This is a genomic window from Streptomyces sp. NPDC050535 (genome assembly GCF_044457665.1).
Lineage (GTDB): Bacteria > Actinomycetota > Actinomycetes > Streptomycetales > Streptomycetaceae > Streptomyces.
This window is the reverse complement of sequence record NZ_JBITHE010000032.1, coordinates 1-22,191: the sequence shown is the minus strand read 5'-3', so window position 1 is coordinate 22,191 and position 22,191 is coordinate 1. Positions and strand designations below refer to the sequence as shown.

The 22,191-nt window shown below is 67.1% G+C and carries 21 protein-coding genes and 1 pseudogene; 14 read left to right on the top strand and 8 right to left on the bottom strand.

What is annotated here, in order from left to right:
• Positions 1–570: 570 nt before the first annotated feature.
• From ACIBLC_RS38410 to ACIBLC_RS38375, 8 genes are all read left to right on the top strand, one after another.
• A complete protein-coding gene (locus ACIBLC_RS38410) occupies positions 571–1,389 on the top strand; it encodes a sulfotransferase family protein (RefSeq protein WP_399216119.1) in 819 nt (272 codons plus the stop codon).
• Positions 1,386–2,501, top strand: coding sequence for a DegT/DnrJ/EryC1/StrS family aminotransferase (locus ACIBLC_RS38405; protein WP_399216118.1), 1,116 nt, complete (start codon positions 1,386–1,388; stop codon positions 2,499–2,501). The genes ACIBLC_RS38410 and ACIBLC_RS38405 overlap by 4 nt, the downstream gene beginning before the upstream one ends.
• A 251-nt stretch (positions 2,502–2,752) precedes the next feature.
• Positions 2,753–3,460: a hypothetical protein gene (locus ACIBLC_RS38400; RefSeq protein WP_399216117.1), complete on the top strand. Its 708-nt coding sequence runs from the start codon at positions 2,753–2,755 to the stop codon at positions 3,458–3,460.
• Positions 3,460–4,503 (top strand): hypothetical protein, encoded by a 1,044-nt coding sequence (locus ACIBLC_RS38395; RefSeq protein WP_399216116.1) that lies wholly within the window; start codon positions 3,460–3,462, stop codon positions 4,501–4,503. The genes ACIBLC_RS38400 and ACIBLC_RS38395 overlap by 1 nt, the downstream gene beginning before the upstream one ends.
• The gene (locus ACIBLC_RS38390) at positions 4,500–5,333 is read left to right on the top strand and encodes an NAD-dependent epimerase/dehydratase family protein (RefSeq protein WP_399216115.1); all 834 of its coding nucleotides are present in this window, start codon (positions 4,500–4,502) and stop codon (positions 5,331–5,333) included. The genes ACIBLC_RS38395 and ACIBLC_RS38390 overlap by 4 nt, the downstream gene beginning before the upstream one ends.
• Positions 5,314–6,159 carry a hypothetical protein gene (locus ACIBLC_RS38385; RefSeq protein WP_399216114.1) on the top strand — a complete coding sequence of 282 codons (846 nt, stop codon included), beginning with the start codon at positions 5,314–5,316 and terminating at the stop codon, positions 6,157–6,159. The genes ACIBLC_RS38390 and ACIBLC_RS38385 overlap by 20 nt, the downstream gene beginning before the upstream one ends.
• A complete protein-coding gene (locus tag ACIBLC_RS38380; protein WP_399216113.1) occupies positions 6,144–6,902 on the top strand; it encodes a phytanoyl-CoA dioxygenase family protein in 759 nt (252 codons plus the stop codon). Before ACIBLC_RS38385 ends, ACIBLC_RS38380 begins: the two co-directional genes overlap by 16 nt.
• A gap of 45 nt (positions 6,903–6,947) precedes the next feature.
• Complete coding sequence (locus ACIBLC_RS38375) at positions 6,948–7,166, top strand: hypothetical protein (protein WP_399216112.1); 219 nt, start codon at positions 6,948–6,950, stop codon at positions 7,164–7,166.
• A 191-nt stretch (positions 7,167–7,357) separates the two neighbouring features.
• Here the strand turns inward: ACIBLC_RS38375 and ACIBLC_RS38370 are convergent, their stop codons facing one another.
• The 4 genes and pseudogenes from ACIBLC_RS38370 to ACIBLC_RS38355 all read right to left on the bottom strand — a co-directional run bounded on the left by ACIBLC_RS38370 (position 7,358) and on the right by ACIBLC_RS38355 (position 10,281).
• The gene (locus ACIBLC_RS38370; RefSeq protein WP_399216111.1) at positions 7,358–7,558 is read right to left on the bottom strand and encodes a hypothetical protein; all 201 of its coding nucleotides are present in this window, start codon (positions 7,556–7,558) and stop codon (positions 7,358–7,360) included.
• Between the two features lie 726 nt (positions 7,559–8,284).
• Positions 8,285–8,759: pseudogene (locus tag ACIBLC_RS38365) on the bottom strand (transposase family protein); the annotation flags it as partial.
• A gap of 106 nt (positions 8,760–8,865) precedes the next feature.
• Positions 8,866–9,042, bottom strand: a complete 177-nt coding sequence (locus ACIBLC_RS38360) for a hypothetical protein (RefSeq protein ID WP_399216110.1) — start codon at positions 9,040–9,042, stop codon at positions 8,866–8,868.
• Positions 9,043–9,078: 36 nt separating this feature from the next.
• A complete protein-coding gene (locus ACIBLC_RS38355; RefSeq protein ID WP_399216109.1) occupies positions 9,079–10,281 on the bottom strand; it encodes an IS110 family transposase in 1,203 nt (400 codons plus the stop codon).
• Positions 10,282–10,873: 592 nt separating this feature from the next.
• Here ACIBLC_RS38355 and ACIBLC_RS38350 point away from each other — a divergent pair.
• Positions 10,874–11,419, top strand: a complete 546-nt coding sequence (locus ACIBLC_RS38350) for a helicase associated domain-containing protein (protein WP_399216108.1) — start codon at positions 10,874–10,876, stop codon at positions 11,417–11,419.
• 168 nt (positions 11,420–11,587) lie between these two features.
• On the opposite strand, the gene ACIBLC_RS38345 is transcribed toward ACIBLC_RS38350, so the two are convergent.
• Complete coding sequence (locus ACIBLC_RS38345; RefSeq protein ID WP_399216107.1) at positions 11,588–13,516, bottom strand: pentapeptide repeat-containing protein; 1,929 nt, start codon at positions 13,514–13,516, stop codon at positions 11,588–11,590.
• 584 nt (positions 13,517–14,100) lie between these two features.
• Between ACIBLC_RS38345 and ACIBLC_RS38340 the strand changes: the two genes are divergently transcribed.
• Positions 14,101–14,262 (top strand): hypothetical protein, encoded by a 162-nt coding sequence (locus tag ACIBLC_RS38340; protein WP_399216106.1) that lies wholly within the window; start codon positions 14,101–14,103, stop codon positions 14,260–14,262.
• A 159-nt stretch (positions 14,263–14,421) separates the two neighbouring features.
• On the opposite strand, the gene ACIBLC_RS38335 is transcribed toward ACIBLC_RS38340, so the two are convergent.
• On the bottom strand, positions 14,422–14,955 hold the full coding sequence (locus ACIBLC_RS38335; protein ID WP_399216105.1) for a pentapeptide repeat-containing protein: 534 nt from the start codon (positions 14,953–14,955) through the stop codon (positions 14,422–14,424).
• A 55-nt stretch (positions 14,956–15,010) separates the two neighbouring features.
• Positions 15,011–15,403, bottom strand: a complete 393-nt coding sequence (locus ACIBLC_RS38330) for a hypothetical protein (RefSeq protein ID WP_399216104.1) — start codon at positions 15,401–15,403, stop codon at positions 15,011–15,013.
• 578 nt (positions 15,404–15,981) lie between these two features.
• On the opposite strand from ACIBLC_RS38330, the gene ACIBLC_RS38325 reads away from it, so the two are divergent.
• From ACIBLC_RS38325 to ACIBLC_RS38310, 4 genes are all read left to right on the top strand, one after another.
• Positions 15,982–16,884: a replication-relaxation family protein gene (locus ACIBLC_RS38325; protein ID WP_399216151.1), complete on the top strand. Its 903-nt coding sequence runs from the start codon at positions 15,982–15,984 to the stop codon at positions 16,882–16,884.
• A 141-nt stretch (positions 16,885–17,025) separates the two neighbouring features.
• The gene (locus ACIBLC_RS38320; protein ID WP_399216103.1) at positions 17,026–17,565 is read left to right on the top strand and encodes an SMI1/KNR4 family protein; all 540 of its coding nucleotides are present in this window, start codon (positions 17,026–17,028) and stop codon (positions 17,563–17,565) included.
• 218 nt (positions 17,566–17,783) lie between these two features.
• The gene (locus tag ACIBLC_RS38315) at positions 17,784–18,206 is read left to right on the top strand and encodes a carbohydrate-binding module family 14 protein (protein ID WP_399216102.1); all 423 of its coding nucleotides are present in this window, start codon (positions 17,784–17,786) and stop codon (positions 18,204–18,206) included.
• 493 nt (positions 18,207–18,699) lie between these two features.
• The gene (locus tag ACIBLC_RS38310; protein WP_399216101.1) at positions 18,700–19,284 is read left to right on the top strand and encodes a hypothetical protein; all 585 of its coding nucleotides are present in this window, start codon (positions 18,700–18,702) and stop codon (positions 19,282–19,284) included.
• Between the two features lie 1,499 nt (positions 19,285–20,783).
• On the opposite strand, the gene ltrA is transcribed toward ACIBLC_RS38310, so the two are convergent.
• A complete protein-coding gene (gene ltrA / locus ACIBLC_RS38305; protein WP_399216100.1) occupies positions 20,784–21,806 on the bottom strand; it encodes a group II intron reverse transcriptase/maturase in 1,023 nt (340 codons plus the stop codon).
• Between the last annotated feature and the right edge of the window lie 385 nt (positions 21,807–22,191).

The following is a 22,191-nucleotide window of genomic DNA, read 5'->3' as shown; positions in this document are numbered from 1 at the left end:
GTGGCATGTGACGTCTTGTCCGATTTGGCGACCAGCAGCCCCATGAACGCAGAAGGGTGCAGCTTCCCTGAGTGAGATCGCTGTCAGGCCAGGAGTTCGGAGTTGTGCTGGTCAGGTTGGGGGCGACCTGTTCGCGCCGTGGTTTCCGCGTGCGTGGACAGCATGTCTCGTGATGAATCCCGCAGACCACTGAGCGCCAGGACCGTCATTACTCCTGCGGCGGTCGTCCGCGGCGTTCCGTGCGCCAGTCGGAAGTCCGCGTGCCCGTCAGCAGCCTGGGGCGACGCCAGAGCGCCGTTGGTCAAATTGCGTGCCGTGCACGATCTTTGTCGATGTCGGCCTTGTTGAGGCTGCGCCGCCCGCGGTCTGGAGTTCGATGCGCAAGCGGTGGCACACTCGTCACCCAGTGATGCTCTTCGGACACGTCGTGTGTCCCGACCCGGCAAGTGGATGCGCAGGGAACCGGCTGGTCTGGAGGTCGCGAACGTGCAGGAGGCGTCTTTCGAGGGTGGAGGTCCGACACCGCGACTGTTCTTCGTCGGAGGCGTGCACGGGCGGACGGGAACCAGTGTGGTCAAGCGTCTGCTGTGCAGCCATCCCCAGGTGAGTGCCGTCGGCGGCGGCGAGACACGGATACTGGAGGCGATCAGCGAAGTCTGGCCGATGCTCGACGCGGACGCCGGCTACACGCCTGGTGCAGCCAGCATCGCGTTGGCCGGATTTGCGCGTCATGTGCGGGAGACACTCGGGGACACATCCGAGGTAGGGGCAGCGCTCGAGTGTCTCGTCGGCGGTCTTGGCGCTCCTGTGGTGCGGCTCGTCGGTCAGCCGCGGCTGCCCTTGCCGCCTGCGCTGTCGTCGGGGGAACTCGCCCCGCTGTTCGGCGCGTTTTTGACCTCGGTCTTCCGTGCTGCCGCGTTGGATCCTTCGCGTCCGTTCTTGTGTGAGAAAACCCCCAGCAACGCGCAGTATGTTCGTCGGCTGCGTCAGTGCCTGCCGGGCTGCCGGGTGGTGGTCATGGTGCGTCACCCGGCGCATGTCGCGCTCTCCCACACCCGGCGGGATTGGGGACCGCCGGATCTGGTCGAGGCGGCTGCTTATACGGCAGCCTATTTCCGTTCCTGGCGCAAGGCCGCGGTCGACGATGAGCGCGTTCTGATGGTGCGGCACGATCATCTGGTCGCCGCGCCTCGGCGCCTTCTTGACGAGGTACGGACGTTTCTTCAGCTGCCCCCTGACGCAGCTTGGCTGGACCGGGCAAGCAGTGAGATCCGGCCTTCTGAGGATCGCACGGTTTCGCTGCCCGGCCAGGGGTTGGCGCGGATGCACGCTGAACTTGCCCGGGAGATGGAGTGTTACGGCTACAGCGTTTCGGCGGAGGGCCAATGAGCGGTGATGGTCTCGACGGGAGTGGGCGCATTCCGCTGGTTCTTCCTCGTGCTCCCTCGTCCGGGGAGTGGTCGGCGCTGGTGGAGGGCATCTGGGCGAGCGGGCGTTTGACCAATGACGGTCCGGTGCTGCGCCGGTTCGAGGCCGCGCTGCACAAGGACCTCGGTTGGGACAACGTCGCCGCGACATCCAGCGGGACGATGGCCTTGCAGCTGGCGTGCCGGGCGCTGCAGCTGGATGGCGAGGTGATCACATCGGCATTCACCTTTCCGGCAACGCTTCAGGCACTGCGCTGGAATGGGCTCGTCCCGGTCCTGGCCGACGTGGAGCCCCGCTGGCTGACGCTGGATCCGGCATCGGCGGCCGCTTTGGTCACGCCGCGCACCTGCGCCATTGTGGCGGTCCATACCTTCGGTCACCCCGCTGATGTTGCGGCTCTGCAGTCGGTCGCCAGCCGTTACGGTCTGGCGCTGGTCTATGACGCCGCGCCAGCGGTGGGCGTACGCGTCGACGGCGTCCCCGTCACTGCGTTCGGTGATGCGAGCGCTGTCAGCTTCCATGCCACCAAGGTGATGCACACCGTCGAAGGCGGTGCGGTGTGCACTCCGCATGACGACGCCGCCGAGGCGGTCCGCCGCCTGCGCAACTTCGGTCTCGGTGAGTCGGGCGGTGCGGAGGAGTATGGAACGAACGCCAAAATGAACGAACTTCAGGCTGCGGTAGGGCTGTCGCTGCTGCGGACGCTCGACGCGGAAGTCGCCGGCCGTGCGCAGGCGGCTGCGGTGTATCGGGAGTTACTGAAGGACATGTCCTCAGTTCGCTTGCTGTGGCCTGCGGATACGGTGAGCGGCAATCACGCATATGCCGTCGCCCGGTTGCGTGCTGGGACGACTGCTCTGGCGGACAAGGTGAGCGTCTTTCTGGACCATCATGGCGTCGACAGCAGACGGTACTTCAGCCACCGCTACCGCAGTCAGGGAGCTATTTGCCCGAATCCGACACCGGTCGCGGACGCTGCCGCCGAGGATGTGCTGTGTCTGCCTCTGTGGGGGGACATTCCCCTCGCCACCGTGGAGCGCGTTGGCGGGCTCGTGGCCGAGGCCGCCGCATGAGCGGCCGGGCGACGCTATGGGTGCGTAACCCGCCTTGCGACGAGCTCCTCGCGCGTCTTGACTCAGGCGGCGGGATCGCGTTTGCCAAGAGGACACACGGCATCTGGGACCACTTGTCCCTCTTGTCCACGGGCGGGTGGACGGCGGACGAATGGCGCCGCTGCGACCAGATGATATTCAAGCGGGCTGCCGAGCCGACTCCTGCGGTTGCCCGCGAACGCCAGGCGTACTTGGCGTACTTGGAGGAGATTTTGGACGACGTGGTCAACCCTCCGGATGATCCACGGTGGATCCAGACGATTAGTCTGGACCTAGAGTACCTGACCGGCAAGTTACGCAAGCCGGCCTTCTGGCTGCGCGCCGGAGTCGATCCGCGTTTGCTGAGTTACTGGCAATGGGACTACTCCTATAGCGATCTGATCGAGCGGTTTGATCTCAGCGACCGTCCTTTCCAGTTCGCGCAGACGCTGACGCAGGGTCTTGTCTCCCTCCGGTTGCTGGAACTTCCGCAGATCGCCCGCCAGTACCACGTCGTGGTCGTGGCACCCGAGAAGATGCGGGATCTCGCGGCCCGCTGGCACCTTGATCCGGACCACTTCACCTTCCTTGCTGCGCCGGCATGGCCGGACCGGCGTCCGAACGGTTCGCTGTTCAGCGATCCTGTTCTGCCGGCTCTGCGCACGTATGCCATCCGCCACCAGGTGCTCGCCCAGTTGGAGTCCGTCACCGCGACTCGGCCCCGGTTGTATCTGTTTGAGCTGGGCACTTGCGCCCAGTGGCTCATCGGGCGGCTGTTCCGCTCGCATCCTGGTGACTCCTATCTGGATATGGGACGGTGCCTGGAAGCCTGGTATCCAGACACGGACTGGCCCCTCAAAGCCCCTGCGGCGGCGGTGTACCGACGCGCGGCACGGACGTACTACGGACGCGCCCGATATCTTGCCCTGAGGTCGCGGTAGTGGCCGCGGCCCGCAAGATCGTGCTGACCAGCGCCGCCAGTGGGGTCGGCGTGGCAGTCCAGCAGGCGGCGCAGGCGAGTTCACACGTCTACTCCGTAACGGGGCTGAGTTCGCTGCCTTCTCGTATGCTCACCGGCGCCTCCACGCTGCCGTGTCCTGCGACGCGGGAGCGGGCTCTCTTCCAGGACAAGGTCCTCGCGACAGCTGCGGAGACCGGGCCCTGCTTAGTGGTTCCCGGCCGCGACGAGGATGCGGCCGCAGTGGGCGAGCTGAGTGATCGGCTCGCCGAATTGGGCAGCTCAGTCGCCTCCGGCCCGGGCCCGGCCGTACGCCAGGCCTACGACAAGGCCGCGACACCGCTGCTACTGACCGGCTCCGCGCTGTCGGTGGCGCGAACGGCAGCCACCGTGCAGGACGCGCTGGAGCTGGCCGAGCAGATCGGATACCCGCTGCTGATCAAGCCGCGCTACGGCAACGCTTCTCACGGTGTGCGGTTCGTGCACGGCGCCGACGAGTTGCGCGCACGCTTCTCCCCCGGCCAGGACATCGCCCAGGAGATCCTGCCGCTCGATCCCCGCGACCGCCGCCCCTGGGACAGGGACGACCCGCAGGCTCAGGACGGCGAATACTCCCTACAGCTCCTGATCGGCCCCCTGGGCCACAACTTGGGATGCTTCGCCACCCGAAACAACCTGGAGCAGGGCATCCCCCGCCTCGTAGAGGTCATCGACGCTGCTGGCATCGCCGCCCAGGCGTACAAGGCCCTGATCCAGCACGGCGCTTGGGGCGCCTGGAACCTGCAAGGCCGGCGTACATCGAGCGGAAGCATCCGTTTCTTCGAAATCAACGCACGGCCCACTGGGTTGACGGGTCTGCGGGCACGGCTGGGATTCAATGAGCTCGACCAGCTCTACGGGGCCTGTGTGCTGAACCAGCCAGCCTCACCAGCACAGCCTCCCGCGCCGGGGCTCGTCATCGACACGCGCGATCTGCAGCACCGGGCTCCGGCCGCGCCCGCGGAGGACGGGCAGGCAGTCTCATGAGCGTGGCGGTAACGGGATGCCGGGGGTACCTCGGCAGCGCCGTAACCCACCATCTGCACACCGCCGACATGCAGTATCGGGCCGCTTTGGGCAGGCTGGAGAGGCTGACGCCGGGATCTGTCCGCTGCCACGCCCTCATCCACTGTGCCGGCGCTCTGCGCTCCCGTCCCGCGCACGAGATCTGGCACGCCAACGTAGCCATGCTGGCAAGGTTGTTGCACGCCATCGGCCCCGACCCCGTCGTGGTGCTCGCCTCTTCACGCGCCGTCACCGCCCCGCCGGACCAGCAAGACGACTACGCTCGCAGCAAGCACGCCGCCGAGCAGGCAGCGGCCATGCACCCCGGGCCGCTCCGCATCATCCGTATGACAGTCCTGGCCGGTCCGTCCCCCACTGGCCTGGGCGGATCCTTCGTAACGCGGATGGCGGATGCAGCCTTGCGCACCGGAACCATCACCATGCCCTCGCAGGACCGCCACGTCGACTTCCTCGACGTTCGCGAAGCCTCGGCAGTCATGGCGGCCGTCACCGACCCGTCCCTGGCCTGGCCTGGGACGGGACCCATAGACGCCACATCCGGCCCACTGGACCTGGCCGCCCTCGCCCACACCACAGCCCAAGCCGTGCGCGAGACAACGGGCCGCCGCATCCGACTCACCCGAACCCGCCTTCCCGCCAGCCATCACCCGCCCCCGGCGGACCCGGCTCGGTGGGCGGCGCTGCGCACCCATGCCGGTGTCACACCCCGCCCGGCGCTGACCACCATCCGCGACACGGTCCACGCACACGTGACCGCATGGGAGAAGAGCAGTGGCCGAGACCGAGACTGAACCCGACACCATCGTCTTCGTGGCCGCCGGACCGGGCCGGTCAGGAGCCGACTCCGCTCTCAAGACCCTGACCGCCCACCCATCCGTCACCACGGCACCCGTCTGGAACGTCCCGATGATCGCCGCACTGAATCGCTTGCTGGCCCACGCCCCAGACGACGGGCGGAACTGGCTCCCTCGGCGCGCGGCGCAAGCCCTGACGGAGGTGGTCAGCCGACTGGACGCGGGATCCGACACCGACAAAGAAGCCGCCCGGACCCTTCTCGCCTCGGCCCAGGCGCGGTCGGTCACGATCCCCGTGTACGGACGGCTGTGGATGCCCGCTTCTCTGCCCCGCGCGCAGTGGCAGCTCCTCGTAAGGAAGGCCATGCTACTGACGGCCGCCGACGGGACCCATCTGGCCGTGAAAATAGGCCCCCACTGTTCCCCTCTGGTCACCGGCATCATCGGCCCCCAGGACTGCCTCCTCTACGCCGTGCGGCATCCCGCCGAAACCGTCATCCAGCTCACCGCATCACAGGTGGACGGAATGCGGCCCACCGAAGCCGTGCACTTCGTCAGCACCGCACTCGCTCATGCACACCGTGTCCTGTCCTCCCTGAACGCGTCCGCCTTCGTCATCCGCCTCGAAGCCCTCGTCTCCGCTCCCGCAGCCGTCCTGGCCCAGGCCGAACAGAGCGCGCGGCTCAAACCCATCCAGTGGCCCGCACACGCACTGCAGCACCTTCCCACCGACATCCGCTGCGCACCCGACCTCACCCACCCAGCCGTGCAGGGCCACGGCGAGACCCTGACGGCTCTCGCCTCCCAATGGGGGTACGCATGAAGGTCCTCCCCGGGCTGGCACCACAGGAGTACGGAGACCCGGATTCCTGGCTAGTAGTGCTGCGTCAGTTCGGAGTGGCCGCCGCCCCAGCGTGGACGAGCAGCCAAGTACTCCACCAACTGCTCGCAGAACACCGGCGCGTCTTCCTGCCGGCAGACAAGTCTGCTGCTCCTCCCAGTGACTCAAGGGCGGTGTCCGAAGTCGCCTACCGCCCAGGTATCGCGTCCCGTGCCGTGCGGCTCACTACGGCGACCGCCCACGCCCTTCCCCGCACACGGGCCTTCCTCCAAGACGCCGTCCTGGCAGCAGTGGCAGCGGCATACCTCGGCGCCGACGCCTCCATCAACCAATTCGCCTACCTGACACTCGACGTACCGCACGCAACTCCCGTCACCGCCTTGCACTACGACCGAAAGCACGCCCTCAAGGCCTACCTGTGCCTGACCCCAGCGGACGAGGGCTGGGGAGCACCGGCTTTCGTCCCCGGCACGCACCACCACAGCAGGTCAGTCCGGCAAGCCCACCTGGCGGCGGGCGTGCCGGAAGAGCTTCTGCCGATCACCCAGGGCCATCAGGACTACACCACCATCGGACTGCAGGGACCGCCGGGAACGCTCGTCCTCTTCGACACCGACTGCCTGCACCAAGGCGGAGCCGTGGCCGCAGGACACACACGCCGCGTCCTGAGGGGACATTCGCATCCAGGGCCCCGCGCGGGCTCTGGCACCGCAACAGCCAGCTGACCATCGCCGGGCAGGACAGCCTCCGAACCGCCTACGCTGCCCGTCATGAAGTCCGAGATCCTCAGCATCGAACGCTGGGACACGCCGCAACCGCAGCGCGACAACACCGTGTGCAGCGCTCACGGCAAAAAATCCTGCGCCCGGGACCTCGCGGCCAAGGTCGTCCTGCAAGACGAGGGCAGCGATCACATCGAGTGGACCGTGTGCGAGCACTGGCTCGACCACGAACCGGACGTGGCGGCACACGAAGCCCGCTACAGCTGACGGCCCACCGCGATCATCCTTGCAGGTCCGCCAAGACCGGCGACTGGCCGGTAGCTCGGGCGACCACCACGCCGCTGAACGAGGTACCGGCGACCGGACATGAAAACGGGGCACACCTCGAAAGAGGTGCACCCCGCCATGCGCGGCCGGATCCGGTCATCGTGGACCGGTTTCCTCACCCTGAGCTGAACTCACTCCGAGCGCTGTTCACCCGGTTCTTCCTCCGACAGATCCGGCTCCACATCTTCCGGCTCGCCCTGCTCGTCGGGACCGACGAGCCGGTCGTGCCGGTCGAGGGTTCCACGCCGGGTATCCCGCCTGGCCTCGCGCACCGCCAACGCGAGTGTGAGGTAGACGCCGATGACCTCGAGCACCAACAGAAACGTGTCCATGTGACCCTTCCCGCTTCCTCCGCCGTCTTCTAAGACCACAGTGGCGACGAGGACGGAAACGGGCATTCACTCTCCCGCTGGGTCAGGTGCGCTGGTCCGCAGGCGCGGGGGGTCCACTTCGCGCGGCATCACGGCAGGTATCGCGGGCGGGTGCGCGAAACATCGCATCCATGGAGGCCAGCGGCCTCAGTCGACGCCAGTCATACAGTGGGGTGGCCAGTCCTTGTCCCTGCCACAGTCCGAACACCAGCGGCAGGCCCGTCATCGCGACGGCCGACCATCCCGCGACCGGCACGCGGGTGGTACCGGAGGAGGCTCGCCGCCCCCATTCAGTCGGACGCTGCACGGGCTCCTTCGACGGGCAAAACCCAATGCCGTGACTCTTTTGGTGATCTTGCGAGGGTGCTGACAGGTCGCCTGTCCGGCGGATTACTGGGATGAGGCGGGGCGGTTCCGGGGAGAGGGCCAGAGATGTCCTTGCGGGCCAGGAGGTACCAACGGGTCCCGACGCGAACGGTGTTGATGGCGTGGGCAGGGTGCCCGAAGAGCACACCGGCGATGCTGATGCGGGACCGGCTGGAAGTGGTGTTCAAAAACGAGGAGTTCGCGGGCCTGTTTCCCAAGGATGGGCGGCCGGGCTTGTCGCCGGGGCAGCTCAGGCCGAGCAGAAGAGCCACCGAACCACCTGTCGGCAGTCCGGGATTTTGCGGCTTCTCCTGGGGCGAGACCGGCCGGAGCCGGTGCCGCCCAGAGGAGGCGACCCTTCAGATCGGCTATGACCTGCACGTTCATGCCGTGCTTCTTGTATTTGCTCGAGTAGAAGGGACAGTCGGCAGCGATCTCCCCCAGCCTTCGGCCGGGAGGTGCTCCCAGTCGATCGGCACAGCGTCCCATCCAGGATTAGATACGCCTTCATCGACGCGGCCCGTACGGCTTCGGCGAGGGTTGGGGCAAGGGCAGCCAGGAGCTCGACGGCTTCGGTGACGTACCGGTAGACGGTGGTGGTGCCGATCCCGAAACCGGCCGCGAGCTGGGCATAGGGCTGACCGTTGCGGAGGTGGGCGAGGGTGAGCAGGAGCTGTCGGCCCGCGCTCAGGCGCCGCCATCGGGTGCCGAGAGCGCGCCGACGTTCCCTCAGGCGAGCGGCTAGGAAGCACAGGGCAGAACCGGACACGTCGATGCCGGACGGGTAAACAAGCATGCGAAGCCTCTGGTGGAGACGGTTCCCTTGGTCGAAAACCCATTTACCAGCGGCTTCATCCGCCTGTCAGGCCAACTGCCCAACTGACGCGGGAGGTTGGAAATGGTCAGTGGAGACTGCCCATGAACGAGTTGTCGAAGGTGTCGTTGGGCTTGGCCCGGTATGGGTAGCGTCCGAGTTTCCGGCCGCGCCGCACTCGGCACCCGCGCAGCACCCCCACGGCGAAGATGCTCAAGAAGAGCAGCACGCACCCGCTGCCTCCGAGTATCAGTGCTGTCGCCATCGGCTGAGTGTACGGGGGGTGCCTCTATGTCTTTCGTCAAGCGAGGCGTGGGGTTCGGAGTTCGTAGAAGGTGCCGTCGCGGAGCATCGCGAACAGCACGCTGATCCGCTGTCGGGCGAGGCGGAGAAGTGCCTGCGTGTGTATCTTTCCGCGGGCCCGGCAGCGGTCGTAGTAGGTGCGGGAGGCGGGATCGTGCAGGGCGGCGAACGCGGACAGGAACATCGCGCGCTTGAGCTGGCGGTTGCCGCCTCTGGGCGCGTGTTCGCCGTGGATCGAGGTGCCCGACGACTTCGTCGTCGAGGCGAGGCCGGCGTAGGAGGCCAGGTGGGCGGCGGTGGGGAAGCTGGTGCCGTCGCCGACGGTGACCAGCAGCACTGCGGCGGTCCTGACCGCGATCCCCGGCATCGAAGTCAGGACCGGGGAAAGAGGGTGTGCCTCCAGCAGCCGTCCGATCTGTGCTTCCAGGGCTCGTCGCTGTTCGTGGACAGCGCCGAGCGAGCGGGCCAGAGACGGGATCACGACGTCGAGAGTGCCGGTCCCGGGGACGACGACGGTCTGCTCGTCGAGTGCGTCGAAGACCTCGTCGATCAGCCGGGTGGCCATGCGCGGGGCCTTGGGCCGGATCACCTCGACGAGCCGGCGGCGGCCGGCTTTCCGCAGGGCGGCCGGGGATCCGTGGCGTTCCAGCAGCCAGGTCACGGCGGAGTGGTCCAGACGGGGGCCGAGGACGCGTTCCAGGCTGGGATGGAACTGGGTGAGCAGGCCGCGGATCCGGTTGGAGGTGCGGCCTGCCTCGGCCGCGGGGTCCTGGTCGAAGCCGACGAGAACCGTGAGCTCGGCGGTGATCTCGTCGGTCAGTTCCAGCGAACGCAGAGTGTGGGGCATGGTGCGGGCGGCATCCGCGATGACCGCCGCGTCGCGGGCGTCGGTCTTCGCCTCGCCTGGGTAGAGGTCGGCGATCCGCCGCATGGACAGGCCGGGCAGGTAGGCGACTTTGCAGCCAGCGGCCCGGGCGACGGTCAGGGGCAGGGCGCCGATCGAGGCGGGCTGGTCCACGATCACCAGGACGGTGCCGAACTTCGCGGTCAGCCTGTCGAGGACAGCCCGCAGTTTCGGTTCGCTGTTGGGCAGCTGTTTGTCGAAGACTTTCTTGCCGGCCGGGGTGAGGCCGTGCCCGTGATGGGCGCTCTTGCCGACGTCCAGGCCGAGGAAGACGCCTATCTCATCGATGTCGTACAAGCCGTCCTCCCGAACGGGGTTGCGGTGCTGGCCGAGTGTTGGCGTCGTATGCGCGCATCCACGTTATGCAGACCTGCCGCCCGGAAACGGCCGGGATTTTCCCCAGGCCAGGCGGTAGTCGGACCTCTCATCAGCGTCTCCAACGGCGCCTCCCGGACCCGGTGACACCACCCCCCCCCAGGTCATCCGTTCGACAGGGGGGAACAGTCATACCGGGCCCGGAGGCCAGCGGCCCTATTGCAGGACCGCGAAGAAGATAACGGGGGCAAGGGACACCCCGGCCCGCCTCTGCCCAGCGGAACGGTCCGCCCCACGCTGTCCAGCATCTGGCCTGTCCCCCAGCAGTACACGGGAACAACCTTGTTCACCCTCGCTCAAGATCATCAGCCGGCACCCGCCCGACTCCCAAAAGCAAAAAAATTATCTATGCAGTTACGACATCCTCTTTCTAACTCCAGCACCCCAGCTCAATGACATACAAGTCGCCGCCCCAGCAACCACTTTACTGAACCACCACAGGTCACATGCCATACCAATCAAGATCAAAAAAATTAGTTCTCTACCACAGATAGAGCAGGTCATCCGCATATCAATGTCGTATCCATATGGAAGAACGACAGGTGTCCCGTACGCCGGGGAGCTGTCAGAAGCCCGCCAGGACGCTCTAACAGAGGTCGATCCCGGCTGGTACCCGGCATGGGAGATCGGCTGGCAGCGGAACTATCGTCTCGCCCTCACTCACGTGAAGGCCAGCGGCACCCTGCCCACGGGGGTGGGCGAGCTGGTCGTTCAGGGTGAGGATCTCGGAGTGTGGGTGGCCGGGCAGCGGGCCGGGTGGGACAGGCTGATGCCCACGCAACAGCACCTGCTCTCAACCCTCGGCATCGAACCGCCCGCTGAGGGCGAGACGGTCGGGCCGGTACGGCGGACACAGGATGAGCGCTGGAACACCAACCTCACCGCCGCCCGCCAGTTCCACACCCGCGAAGGCCACCTACGATCCGCACGGGGGCATCTCGAGGACGTGGACGGTGAGCAGGTACGGCTCGGGGCGTTCCTCGACAACACCCGGCGCCGGGCCGCCAAGCTCAGCCCGGAGCGGCGGGCAGCCCTCGATGAACTCGGCATGCGCTGGTAGGGGATCCCTTGCCTGCCGTCGGTGCTGTCAGCTCTCCATGCGTCTCATCCATCGGTCGGTGAGGTCGCGGATGGCGGCTGTGCCGAAGCGGACGATCCAGTGCCGCTGTTGTGGGTTTCCTCCAAGCGCGCTTGGAGTCTGCTTGTGTCCGTGCCGTGGCGTTCCAAGTCAGCGTTTGACGCGGTTGCGGATGGCCAGGACTGCCAGGCCCAGGAGTATCGGTTCGGTCACACGGGAGGCCATCTCGATGTAGGTGCCGGCGGTGGTAAGGCCTTGCCCGGAGGAGCGAAACACCACCGAGTTGAGCGTGACGTTCAGGGCCTTCTCGAAGCGCTTGCCGGTGAGCCTGAGCCCAGTTGGGTTCTTAGGATCGTTCTTCTCGATCTCGAAGGTCACTCGCCCGCCGCCGGGCGGAACGTGGCCGGTCGCTTCCTGCTTTGGATCCTTATCGGGGAGCCCGAAGCCCATCAGCAGCACGATGGTTATGAGCATGGCCGCGGCGAGCCATCCAAGGGCGCGGGAAGCCCGCAGCCCGTAACCAGACAGCAGCCAGTAGCCGTGCAACAGCCCGCGTTCGGCGCGGGTGGGGCCGGTGCGGTCATGGCGGCGCATCTCCATCTCGCCGTAGTAGAAATCCGCAGCGCCCGGCTCGTTTTTACCGTCTTCGAACGCCTTACGCAGCGCCCTGTACACCGGCGCCAGTTGCGCTGGCCCGACGTACAGGTCGCCGGACACCCTTGTATTCCACCCAGGGGCCGCCGCCGGCTGAGTTGAGCGCCAAATGTGTTCTTCGAAGAGAGTACGCCGCTGGGTGAACCGTACGGGGCGCCAGCTCCGCCAGTAGGTGGTAGACGGGGTGCGGTTGAAGGAGCAATCGCCCTCCAGGCGAATCTGATCCAGATGCACGGTGCCGGTGAAATGGCACATGGCCAAGTCGACGTTAGAGATGACGAGATGGGCTGCGTCAACCCCGTGTAGATTCATTATCCGAACCGTGGCAGGCTCACCGATAAAAGCTGCTTCTGACACCGTCTCTCCGTCGGAAGAGTCGAAGGGGCGGGGCTCCGTGGCGATCGTGAGAGGGTACTCGAAGACAGCCTGCGAAAAGACCACCACGGCGTACCGCAGACGAAGTTCAGCAGTCGATGACCAGCGGGTTCGTCGACAATCCAGTAAGCGCGCGGCGAGCATGAGAGTCACTGGGCCTCTGAACTCCGCCCCGGACAACTTCATTTTCCCGGCACACACCAAGGGTCCGAGGATCGCCAAACGCTCGAAAGCTACTCGCTCAAACTTGGCATCTTTCTGAATGGTCGCCGATTCGAACCGAGCGACATTCTGGAAGGTCGCGTCGCCGAACTCGGCATCGCCCGTGAAGTTTGCCGATTCGAATCCAGCCTCGCCCGTGAACTTCGCCGCGCCAAACACGGCATCTCCTGTGAAATTCGTCGACCCGAATGCCGCGATGCCTTGGAAAGCCGTCGAATTGAACCATGCCTTGCCCTCGAATTTCGCCTGCAAGAACCGGGCGGTGCCGTTGAAGGTCACGGACCCGAAGTGGGCGTCGCTCTCGAAGGATGCCCGCCCAAACTCGGCGTCGGCCTTGAAGGCAGCCGACGAGAACGAGGCGTCGCCCTTGCATGCCGTCAACTCGAAGTGAGCGTTGCCCTTGAAGACCGTCAACGCGAAGTGAGCGTTGCCGGTGAAGTCTGACGATCCGAAGTGGGCGTCACCTGTGAAGATCGCTGCGTGAAACCAGGCGTCGCCCTCGAAGGTCGCCTCTTCGAACCAGGCGTCGCCCTCAAATGTTGCAGACCCAAAGTGGGCCTCGCCTTCGAAGATCACCCCTTGAAACCAGGCGTCGCCTTCAAAAGTCGCGGACTCGAACCGGGCTGTACCAATGCGGCAGCGTCTGGTGGCAGGGTCACGGAGGGCGTTGATGAGGTCACGGAGAAGTCTTGGTGTGAAGGAGGTTCCGCGATGGTCGATGCTACTGCTGGGTGTCAGGCTGGCTAGGTAGGCGTCGCGTTCGGCAGCGGCCAGGTGGGTGAGGCAGGCAGTGCGGCCAGGGACGTTCACGCCGCGGCAGCCGCTCATGTCCTCTGGGCTGCTGTCGCGGCCACAGTGTCGTCGCCAGGTAGGCCGATCTGAGGACGGCTGTGGGCTTGGATGCGGCATATCTGATGGACGACGTAGTGTGTCCGCTTGGTTGCGGGGCCCTCCTCTCAGCGGACGGCGGGGGGGGAGGTGTAAGCCGAAGCCGTCGCCCTCTGGGCGAATTCTGGTGGTGCCAGGCACTGACCCGTGTTGGCGCTACCGGCCAAAGGGCGGCGCCCGAATAGGGCCCGGCGCAGGATCGGGTGCTGTTGGCTCAGGTGCGGCAGGTGGAGCCGTGCATGGTCTCGGTCTCCCAGTCCTCGAACAGCTTCGGCAGGATCTCCGGGTTGCGGGCGGGGTCGCGGTGTCAGCGGATGAACGCGCGGGCGGCGTGGACTGCGCGAATAGCCACGATCCGCCCGCCCGTTGACCAGGGTCAAGAGGTGGGAAGATGGGTGTCTGGGCCGGGAGATGCCTGCGGTCTGTCGCCTGACCATATGACGAGTCGCGATCACGCGTGACAGGCCGGCTGGAACGCCGGTTGGCGGGGCATAATCCGACACCTTCTGACAACAGCCGTTGTCATGGCGGCGCTCACCGGGGCCACCGTCACGGAGACCGCGGCGAGCCAGCCCGAAGCGGTCCCGTGCGCGGCGAAGTGGCGGGCGGTGCAGCGCGTGGCGGTCCGCCGGCCCGGCCCTTACGCCGGACCCGTGGCAACCCTGCGCTCCCCCGTCCATCACTAGCTCAGCTGCGGCGAGGTCGTGCGCTCGTGCATCGTTGCCGTCGGGCGGTCACAGAGCGGCCCGGCCTACCGGGCATACGGACGTGAGGGGAGCCTGTGGCGGGTCGTGCGGGGCGGACAGGTCCCGCAGAGTTGCCTGACAACTCTGACCGGCGGGCACTCAGCCGACGGGCACGAGCGGCTCCGACAGATCTGCACCACTGTTCCCGGATCCCTCGACACGCCACCTGCCGCCGCCCAGAGGTACGGATCGCGCCCGCATCACGGCCCCGAAGTCAGACGGCCACCGGGTCTGCTCCGACCAGAGAACCGCAATCAGGTTCGCCTCGGTCAAGTTCGCGCGGGTCAGGTTCGCCTCGGTCAAGTTCGCGCGGGTCAGGTTCGCCTCGGTCAAGTTCGCCTCGGTCAAGTTCGCGCGGGTCAGGTTCGCCTCGGTCAAGTTCGCCTCGGTCAGGTCCGCGCGGGTCAGGCCCGCGCGGGTCAGGTCCGCGCCGGTCAGGTCCGCGCCGGTCAGGTCCGCGCCGGTCAGGCCCGCACTGACCAAGTACGCAGCGACCAAGTACTCGCCGGTCAAGTGCGCGCCGGTCAGGTCGCGGTCAGACCAGGTTCTGCCGTTTGCACGGGCGTCTTGATGGGTCTGCTGTCGTGCTCCTGCTGTGATGAGTACACGGGCCCACCAGCCCGAGGCTTTCACCCGGAGCCAGGGTCGGGTGGGCCGGGCAGCTTTGGCCAGGCGTCCGAGAGGGGTGTCAGCGCGCGTCTTCACGTACGGACCCCTCTCCCGAGCCGGTTTCAGGTGGCTGTCGCTCGACACTCGGCAACGGCTTCCGCCGTGGGGTGGCCTTCGGTCGGGGTTTTGGTTCGACCTCTACGCCGGACAGGATGCCCCGGATGGTGGTGGGCGCGCTGATCCCGAAGATGAAGGCCGGCCAGGGTCCGTTCATCTGGTCGTGGGCAGCCGCGGCAACGACCGCGCCCAGGGCCAAACCGCAGCCGAGGACGAACAGTCGCGGCATCAGGTCGCCCTTGTCGTTGCGCCAGGGCCACTTGTATCCACCCGCGACGACCGAGGCCGATAGGGAGAGCAGGGACGCGGCCCCGCCCCCCGTGAGACCCCAGAGGGCCGCTTGCCACCACGTCATTTTCCGACGGTATCGGCTCAACCCTCCTTGAACGATAGGAAGATGACAATCCGGTGGGTAGGGCTGTGACCGGGCGGCAGGGTGTCAACGGGCTACCAACCGGCCGGGCCGGTGACCGGTAGACCGCACCGCTCGCACGGCGACCACATCCCCTCAACACCCTCTCCGCGCCGGACGTGTCCGGCGTGCAGCGCGGAGGCCCCGCCGACGCGCAGCGGAGGAGAACGGCGCCCGATTCCCCGAGGCGCGCCATCGCCTCCCCGCCCGTCCCTGTTTTTCCCTGCTTTTCCTGTCGTTCGGTGGGGTGTGGGGTGTGCAGAGGGGGATGTCGGGCTGGCGACCACGCCGGTAGAGGTGTGGTGAGCTGCGGTAATGCCGTCAGGTGCTGGAGGGGCGGGGACAGTTGTGGGCGGGGTTCCCGGCCCGGTTGTGAGCCCGGTCGGGGGTGGTGATATCGCTTCGTGTCCGTGGTCGGGCCCAACTGGTCGGCCTTTCGGTCGAGGGCGGCTGCTGGGCTCGGACGTACACGCGGTGCCGGACAGAGCGGCGCCGCACCGTACGGGAAGCGGGCAGTGGCGATGGTGAACGTGGACGTGGGTGGCGGGGACCGGATGGCGTTGGCGGTGCTCGCGCAGTACCGGATGGCGAGGACCGAGCAGGTACACCTGCTCCTCACGCCCGACGTGCGGATCGAGCAGACACGGCGCCGGCTGGCCAAGCTCCGCAGCGAGGGACTCCTCGACCGGGTGACGCTGCCTCAGGCCGGACGGACGCGGGTGTGGTTCCCCACCCGCCACGGGGCCCGCATCGCCGCTGAGTGGCCGGAGCTCCGCGCACAGCGGATACCCGCGACGGTGTCCGACCGGACCGCGGTACGGCTGAAGGTCGAGCACGGCCTGGCGGTGACGGAGGTGGGGCTGGCGTTCGTGCGGGACGCCCGGCACCGCGGCGAGGTGTGCCGGCCGCTCGACTGGATTCCCGAGGTCTACCACTCGCTCGGCAGCGGAGAGGCGGTCATCCCTGACGCGCTGCTGTACTACCGCACCGGCGACGCCGGCGACATCGAGGGCGGGTCGATGCTGCGGGCGTTCGTGGAAGTCGACCGCGCGACCATGGGCCCCGAACGACTCGCAGCGAAGATCGGCGCCTACGCCCGCCTGCACCGGTACGTACCCACGCCGGTCGGACGGCAACGCCGATTCATGGGAGAGCAGGCAGAGGAGTCCTGGCGGCGGCGCTATCCGCTGTTCCCGCGGCTGCTGTTCGTCCTGGACGGCACCGGCCCCGCCGGCATCGAACACCGCATCGGGGCCCTGCGCGCGGCAGCTGCGGACACGGGCCCGTACGGCTTCCTGCGGGAGGTTCACGTCCTGGCCGCGGCGATGGCAGACATACTGCGCGACGGACCGTCAGCGCCCATGTGGCGGCCCGTCCAGAACCCCGACCACAGAGTCGGATGGAACCAGCGCTGGCGCCCGTAAACGGACTGCGCAGACCTGCGCACCACCCCGACTGTCGACGTTCACGTAATTCCTCAGCAACAGGGTCAACTTCCCCGCTCAAACGTGCGAGGCCTATGGCCCCGTGGTGGCTCTGTCAGTCCCTCCTGCAAGCATGCTGTCGTGACAACAACATCGCCTGATGAGCGTCCTGCCGCGGACATCCTGGAGTTCCTGCGCTCCGCATTTGAGACGGAGTGGCGTGAGCTGGCACTGGGACACGATGGCGTCTCGGCGTGGGAATCCGAGCACGGGGTCGTGCTACCGGAGCCGTACCGGAGCCTGATCGCCGAGATCACCAACGGGTCGTCCCTCGGACCACCGGAAGACGGCGGCCTCCTCCCTCTGGGCTGGCTCCCACCGGACTGGCCTTACGACGGGGACCGTGATCTCGCCGCCTCGTTTCCGCTCCAGGAGACCTGGGCCTGGGAAGGAGAACCCCTCGCCGACGATCATCACGAGCTCGTCGCCGACGTCTACAACCATGGCTCCATCGTGCTCGGCACTGACGACGGCCCTTCCTATTGGGTCCTGGTCGTGACCGGTCCTCAGCGAGGCAAGATCTGGGTGGTCACCGAAGTCGGCGCCTACCCGTACCCGATGCCGGAGGCGGTCGGCTTCCTGGAATGGGTGCAACGCTGGCACGCCGGCGACGGCTGGTGAGACTAACCACTACTGACTCAGAGCCCGATACACACGAAGGCATCCGGCTCGAACGAATGCGTGGGGAAGTTGACACTGCTGCTGAGTAATTACGGGCTCTGTCGGCGATCACGTGACGCGGACGTCACCGGCCGCGCAATCCAGGGCGTGTCCCGTCCGGTGCCGGCCCACCTTTCGGAATGATCAGTGGTTCCGTGACCCCGACTCAAGGAGCCCCCGTGAAAGCCCGCTTTCTCTCCCTGCCCACAGCCCTGGCACTGGCCACATCCGCACTCCTCTTTTGCCCTGCCGCCTACGCCGGTGAAGCCCCGGGGGCCTCTGCGGACATCTCGGCCCAGTGCCCGGAGTCGGGCATGATCCTGATCGCGGACCCGGACAACGAGCGCGGGTACTACCAGTGCGTCGACGGAACGGCCTCCAAGAAGGTCTGCCTGGTCGCCGACAGCATCTTCGACCCCGGGACCCAGTCATGCAAAGATGCCCCGATCACGGTCCAGTGCCCCGAAACGGGTGCATCCAAAATCGCGCACCCGGACGACAGGCACATGTACTACGACTGTCTCGACGGGACCGCGTACAAGAGGACGTGCCCCCAGCCGCTCGTCTTCGACACGGAAACGCTGACATGCGAATTTGGGTAGACACACCCGGCCTCAACCGGCGCGCCGACACGGCGCCCGCCCGATCGGCCCCCTACTCAGGCTACGGATACTCCTGACTCCATGATCTCGTCACGTGATCGCCGACAGAGCCGAATTACGTGAAGTTCCACTCCCGACCACGCCTGCGCAGATACCCCCAACCACCACGCGCACAGACCCCGACCACAAGCCCGACCACGGCAGGTCACAGCGCTGCACGCCCGCAACCACTGCGTAGGCGGGGCCGCGGGCGTCCTCAAGCGACGGAAGGGCACCGCCTGTCGCGGCAGGCACGGTACAGAGACACGGCATTCGAGACAGGCGCAGCGTCTGCTTCACATCGGTATGACCGAAAGGCCGATGATCACCGCCGTCACCGTCTTCATCCAGACCGGTTCGGTTGCCAGGAGATCCCGTTTCCGTCTGGGCAGGCAACACCCTGACCTGTCGCCAACTGAGAGATACCCGGTAGCAGGTGCGGGAGACTCCCGCCATGACCGACCTAATGCCCACGATCGTCACCGGCTTCCTCGGCATCTTCGCCGGTATCTTCATCGGCCGACGCGGAGTCACCGACCAGGCCGCCGTCGAGCACCGGCAATGGCTCCGGGGGCAACGCCAAGAGGCGTACATCAACCTGCTCGACGCCTGGGATGCCGCCCTTGCCGCGCTGGAAGACGTCGTTGACGTGTGGGACGACCGAGTTGAAGAGGCCTCGCGCGGTGACGGCTTCATGGAGGACTTCGTGGAGCTGAGGGTCGAGGCCGCGAACCAGACCCTGGCCAAGCCCTTGGACAGGGCGGCACTGATGGGGCCCCGGGAAGCCGACGTGGGGGTGGACGCGATGGACAGCACCTTCGACGCCATGTCCGCCTCCCTGAACCACCAGTCGAACCCTGACGAACCCTTCGAGGCCGACTGGCATTCGTGGACGACCTTGCTGTCCCAGCCTCACCGGTCCCGCCGTGTGTTCATGGAGTCGGCGAAGACATCGCTGCGGATGATGCCGAGGCCCGGCCCGCGGCGGTGGGACCAGCCGTGGTGGCGCCCGAACTGGAACGGCCGGGGCGAAGGGTGAGACCCCTCAACAACCGAGGGCCCGGACGTCAGGGCATATCGCCCACCCAGCCCAAACGCGCCCGCGTCGGACCCGGCCGTACCGCCCGAGCGTGACGGACAGCCGTCACACGGTGACGCCTACGGCAACGGCCGCCCGGACGCGTCACACCCGTCAGAGCCCAGGGTCTCCCGGCGCTGCCGCCACGCTCTCGTGCGGCACTTCGGCGAGCAGTACACCGAATCGGTCCGCTTGCGCACGGAGACGGACACCCCGCACGCCGGGCACCGCCCCTGCCCCCACACCACCCCGCCCCTGACCAACTCCAGACTCAGGCCCACGACGCGCTGGTAGATCTCGTTGTGTCGCTTCAGCCGCCGCCAGTGCCGGCTACGGCACGTCGTGTCGCAGTACCGCCGCCTGGGCCCCGCACCCTCCGGCAGCGGCATCCGGCACTGCCCACACAGACGCATCCTCTTCCCGGCCACCCCGACAGCGTCCCGCCGCCACCCACCACACGGAAGAGCGCACCGGAGTGCGCACCCGGCCACGGCGACTGGTCGTTGGCCGGTCATACGGCTGCACGAAGTCCGCGACGTCGTCTCCCGCCCCTGAACCCCTCGGTCGCCGCCGTTCAGACCGGGGCCCCGGCGCCTCGCCGTCGCACAGTGCGCGGGCGGTCCGCTCGCAGGCCTGGCGATGTGCTCACGGAACGGCGCGATCCTCGGATTGGCCATGTCCTTGCGCAGAGCCGCGAGAGCTTCGATCCATTCCACCGCGTCCTCGGGCAGGGTGTAGGGCTGGCCGCTCAGCCGCTGCGCAAGACGGGGCGCCGCACTCACCGCCGCGACGTGGCGGACCACGGTCCGCTCCACCACCTCCCGCACCGGCTCCGCAGTACGCCCTCCCTCGCTCACCGGACGCTCCGCACGCGACTGGGCAGTGCGCAGCTCGGATGCCCGGCGGCGGTGTGAGGGGCGGCAGTACCGCGGCGGCCGTCCCCTGCCCGCGTACGCGACAGGAGCACCACACCACGCACAGGTGCGCTCCACCAACTGCTCACGCACCCCCACGACGTCACCGCCGCCGCCTCGCTCCACGCTGCCGGAACTGCCGTCCGCAGACTCCTGTTTCGTCACACACGAAACTTCATGCACCCCGCCGTTTCCTGACTGGTGAAGTCGGCCCGGGGCGCGGTGCCGGTCTTTCGACCAGTCCGTTTCCCCGGAGCCGCTTCCCGAACCGGGCATGCGACTTGGCACCGCACCCGGCTCTCCACAAGCCCCGAAGGCTTCGTGTGGTTGTCCTCAGCCCGCCGTGGTGTCCCAGGGAGTGGGAATCGCCATGCCCCGGTAGCGGTAGCGAGTGGTGCCTACCGTGATCGGGTTGAACAACTCCCTGTTCTCACTGGCCCACCAAGATCTGCGACCGCAATAGCGGCGGAAGATCTTCCTCCGACCCGTCTTGGGGTGCTTGCGCTGTACCCATCTCCAGACCGTGTGCCACATGTAGTTGCGCAGCTAGGAGAAGGTCGCGAAGGACACCCCGGGCCGGAAGTAGGCGCACCAGCCCCGCACTGCCGGATTGACCCGGGCGAGCAGGGCATCGAGCGGCTGGTTCGTGCCGACCTGTCGGCAGAGCGTCTTGACCTTGGCCATGATGGCCCGCAGGGCCTTCTTGGCCGGGTAGGTGTAGACGTAGTACCGGTTGGTGCCTGGCTTTCGGTGGCGCTGGATGTGCCAGCCGAGGAAGTCCAGGCCCTCCTCGATGTGGGTGATCAGAGTCTTCTCCGGCGAGAGGCGCAGGCCCATCGTAAGGAGGACTTCCGCGATCTCTTCGCGTAGCGTTTCGGCGTCTGCCTTGGTGCCGTGAACCATCAGGCACCAGTCGTCCGCGTATCGGACCAGCCGATAGGTGGGCAGACTGCGGCGTCGACGCCTTCGGCGCTCGTTGAGATCAGTTCCGGCGCCTCCCGACGCCTGGGCGATGTGTTCGTCCAGGACCGAGAGCGCGACGTTGCTGAGCAACGGCGAAAGGATCGAACCCTGCGGGGTGCCGGTGTCGTTGTCCCGCAGGAGGCCGTCCTCGCTGAGGATGCCTGCCTTGAGAAACGCCTTCACCAGGGCCAGGACGCGTTTGTCCCCGACGCGTGCCCGCACTCGCTCCATGAGAGCGGTGTGTGAGATCTCGTCGAAGCAGGCTTTGATGTCGCCTTCCACGATCCACTCGTACTTCTTGGACGTGAGCAGGCGCACCTCCGCCACCGCGTCATGAGCCCGGCGGTTCGGGCGGAACCCGTAGGAACACGGGAGGAAATCCGCCTCGAAGATCGGCTCTAACACCAGCTTCAAGGATGCCTGCACCACCCGGTCGGTGATCGTCGCGATCCCCAGTCGGCGCAGTTTGCCGCCCGACTTGGGGATCATCCGTTCCCGTACCGGCATGGGCTGGAAACTGCGGTCCTTGATCTGCGACCGCAGCACTTCGAGGAACTCCTCGACTCCGACCCACAGCGCGATGGACGACGCCGTGCGTCCGTCCACCCCGGCCGTGCGTGCACCCTTGTTGCCCCGCACCCGATCCCAGGCCACCAGCAGGAAGCCGGGATCGGCAACGAGATTGAACAGGTCGTCGAACCTGCGATGAGGATCATCACGAGCCCAACGGTGCAGCTTGGTCTGGATCTCACTGGTTCACTCTCGCTACACCTTCTGACCTCGCTAGACGGACCCGCACCGTCCGGTAGTACCGGCACGTCCCGCCGTTGTCGGGGCCGCTTGCCACCCTTCCCGGCGTTCCCCGGGTCGGTCGGGTAGGTGGGGGGGGGGGGGGGGCCCCCCCCCCCCCCCCACCCCCCCCGGGGGGCCCCCCCCCCGCCCCGCAAACGAGGCCCGCGGGGGGGGATCGGTTGTGCAACCCGGGGGGAGG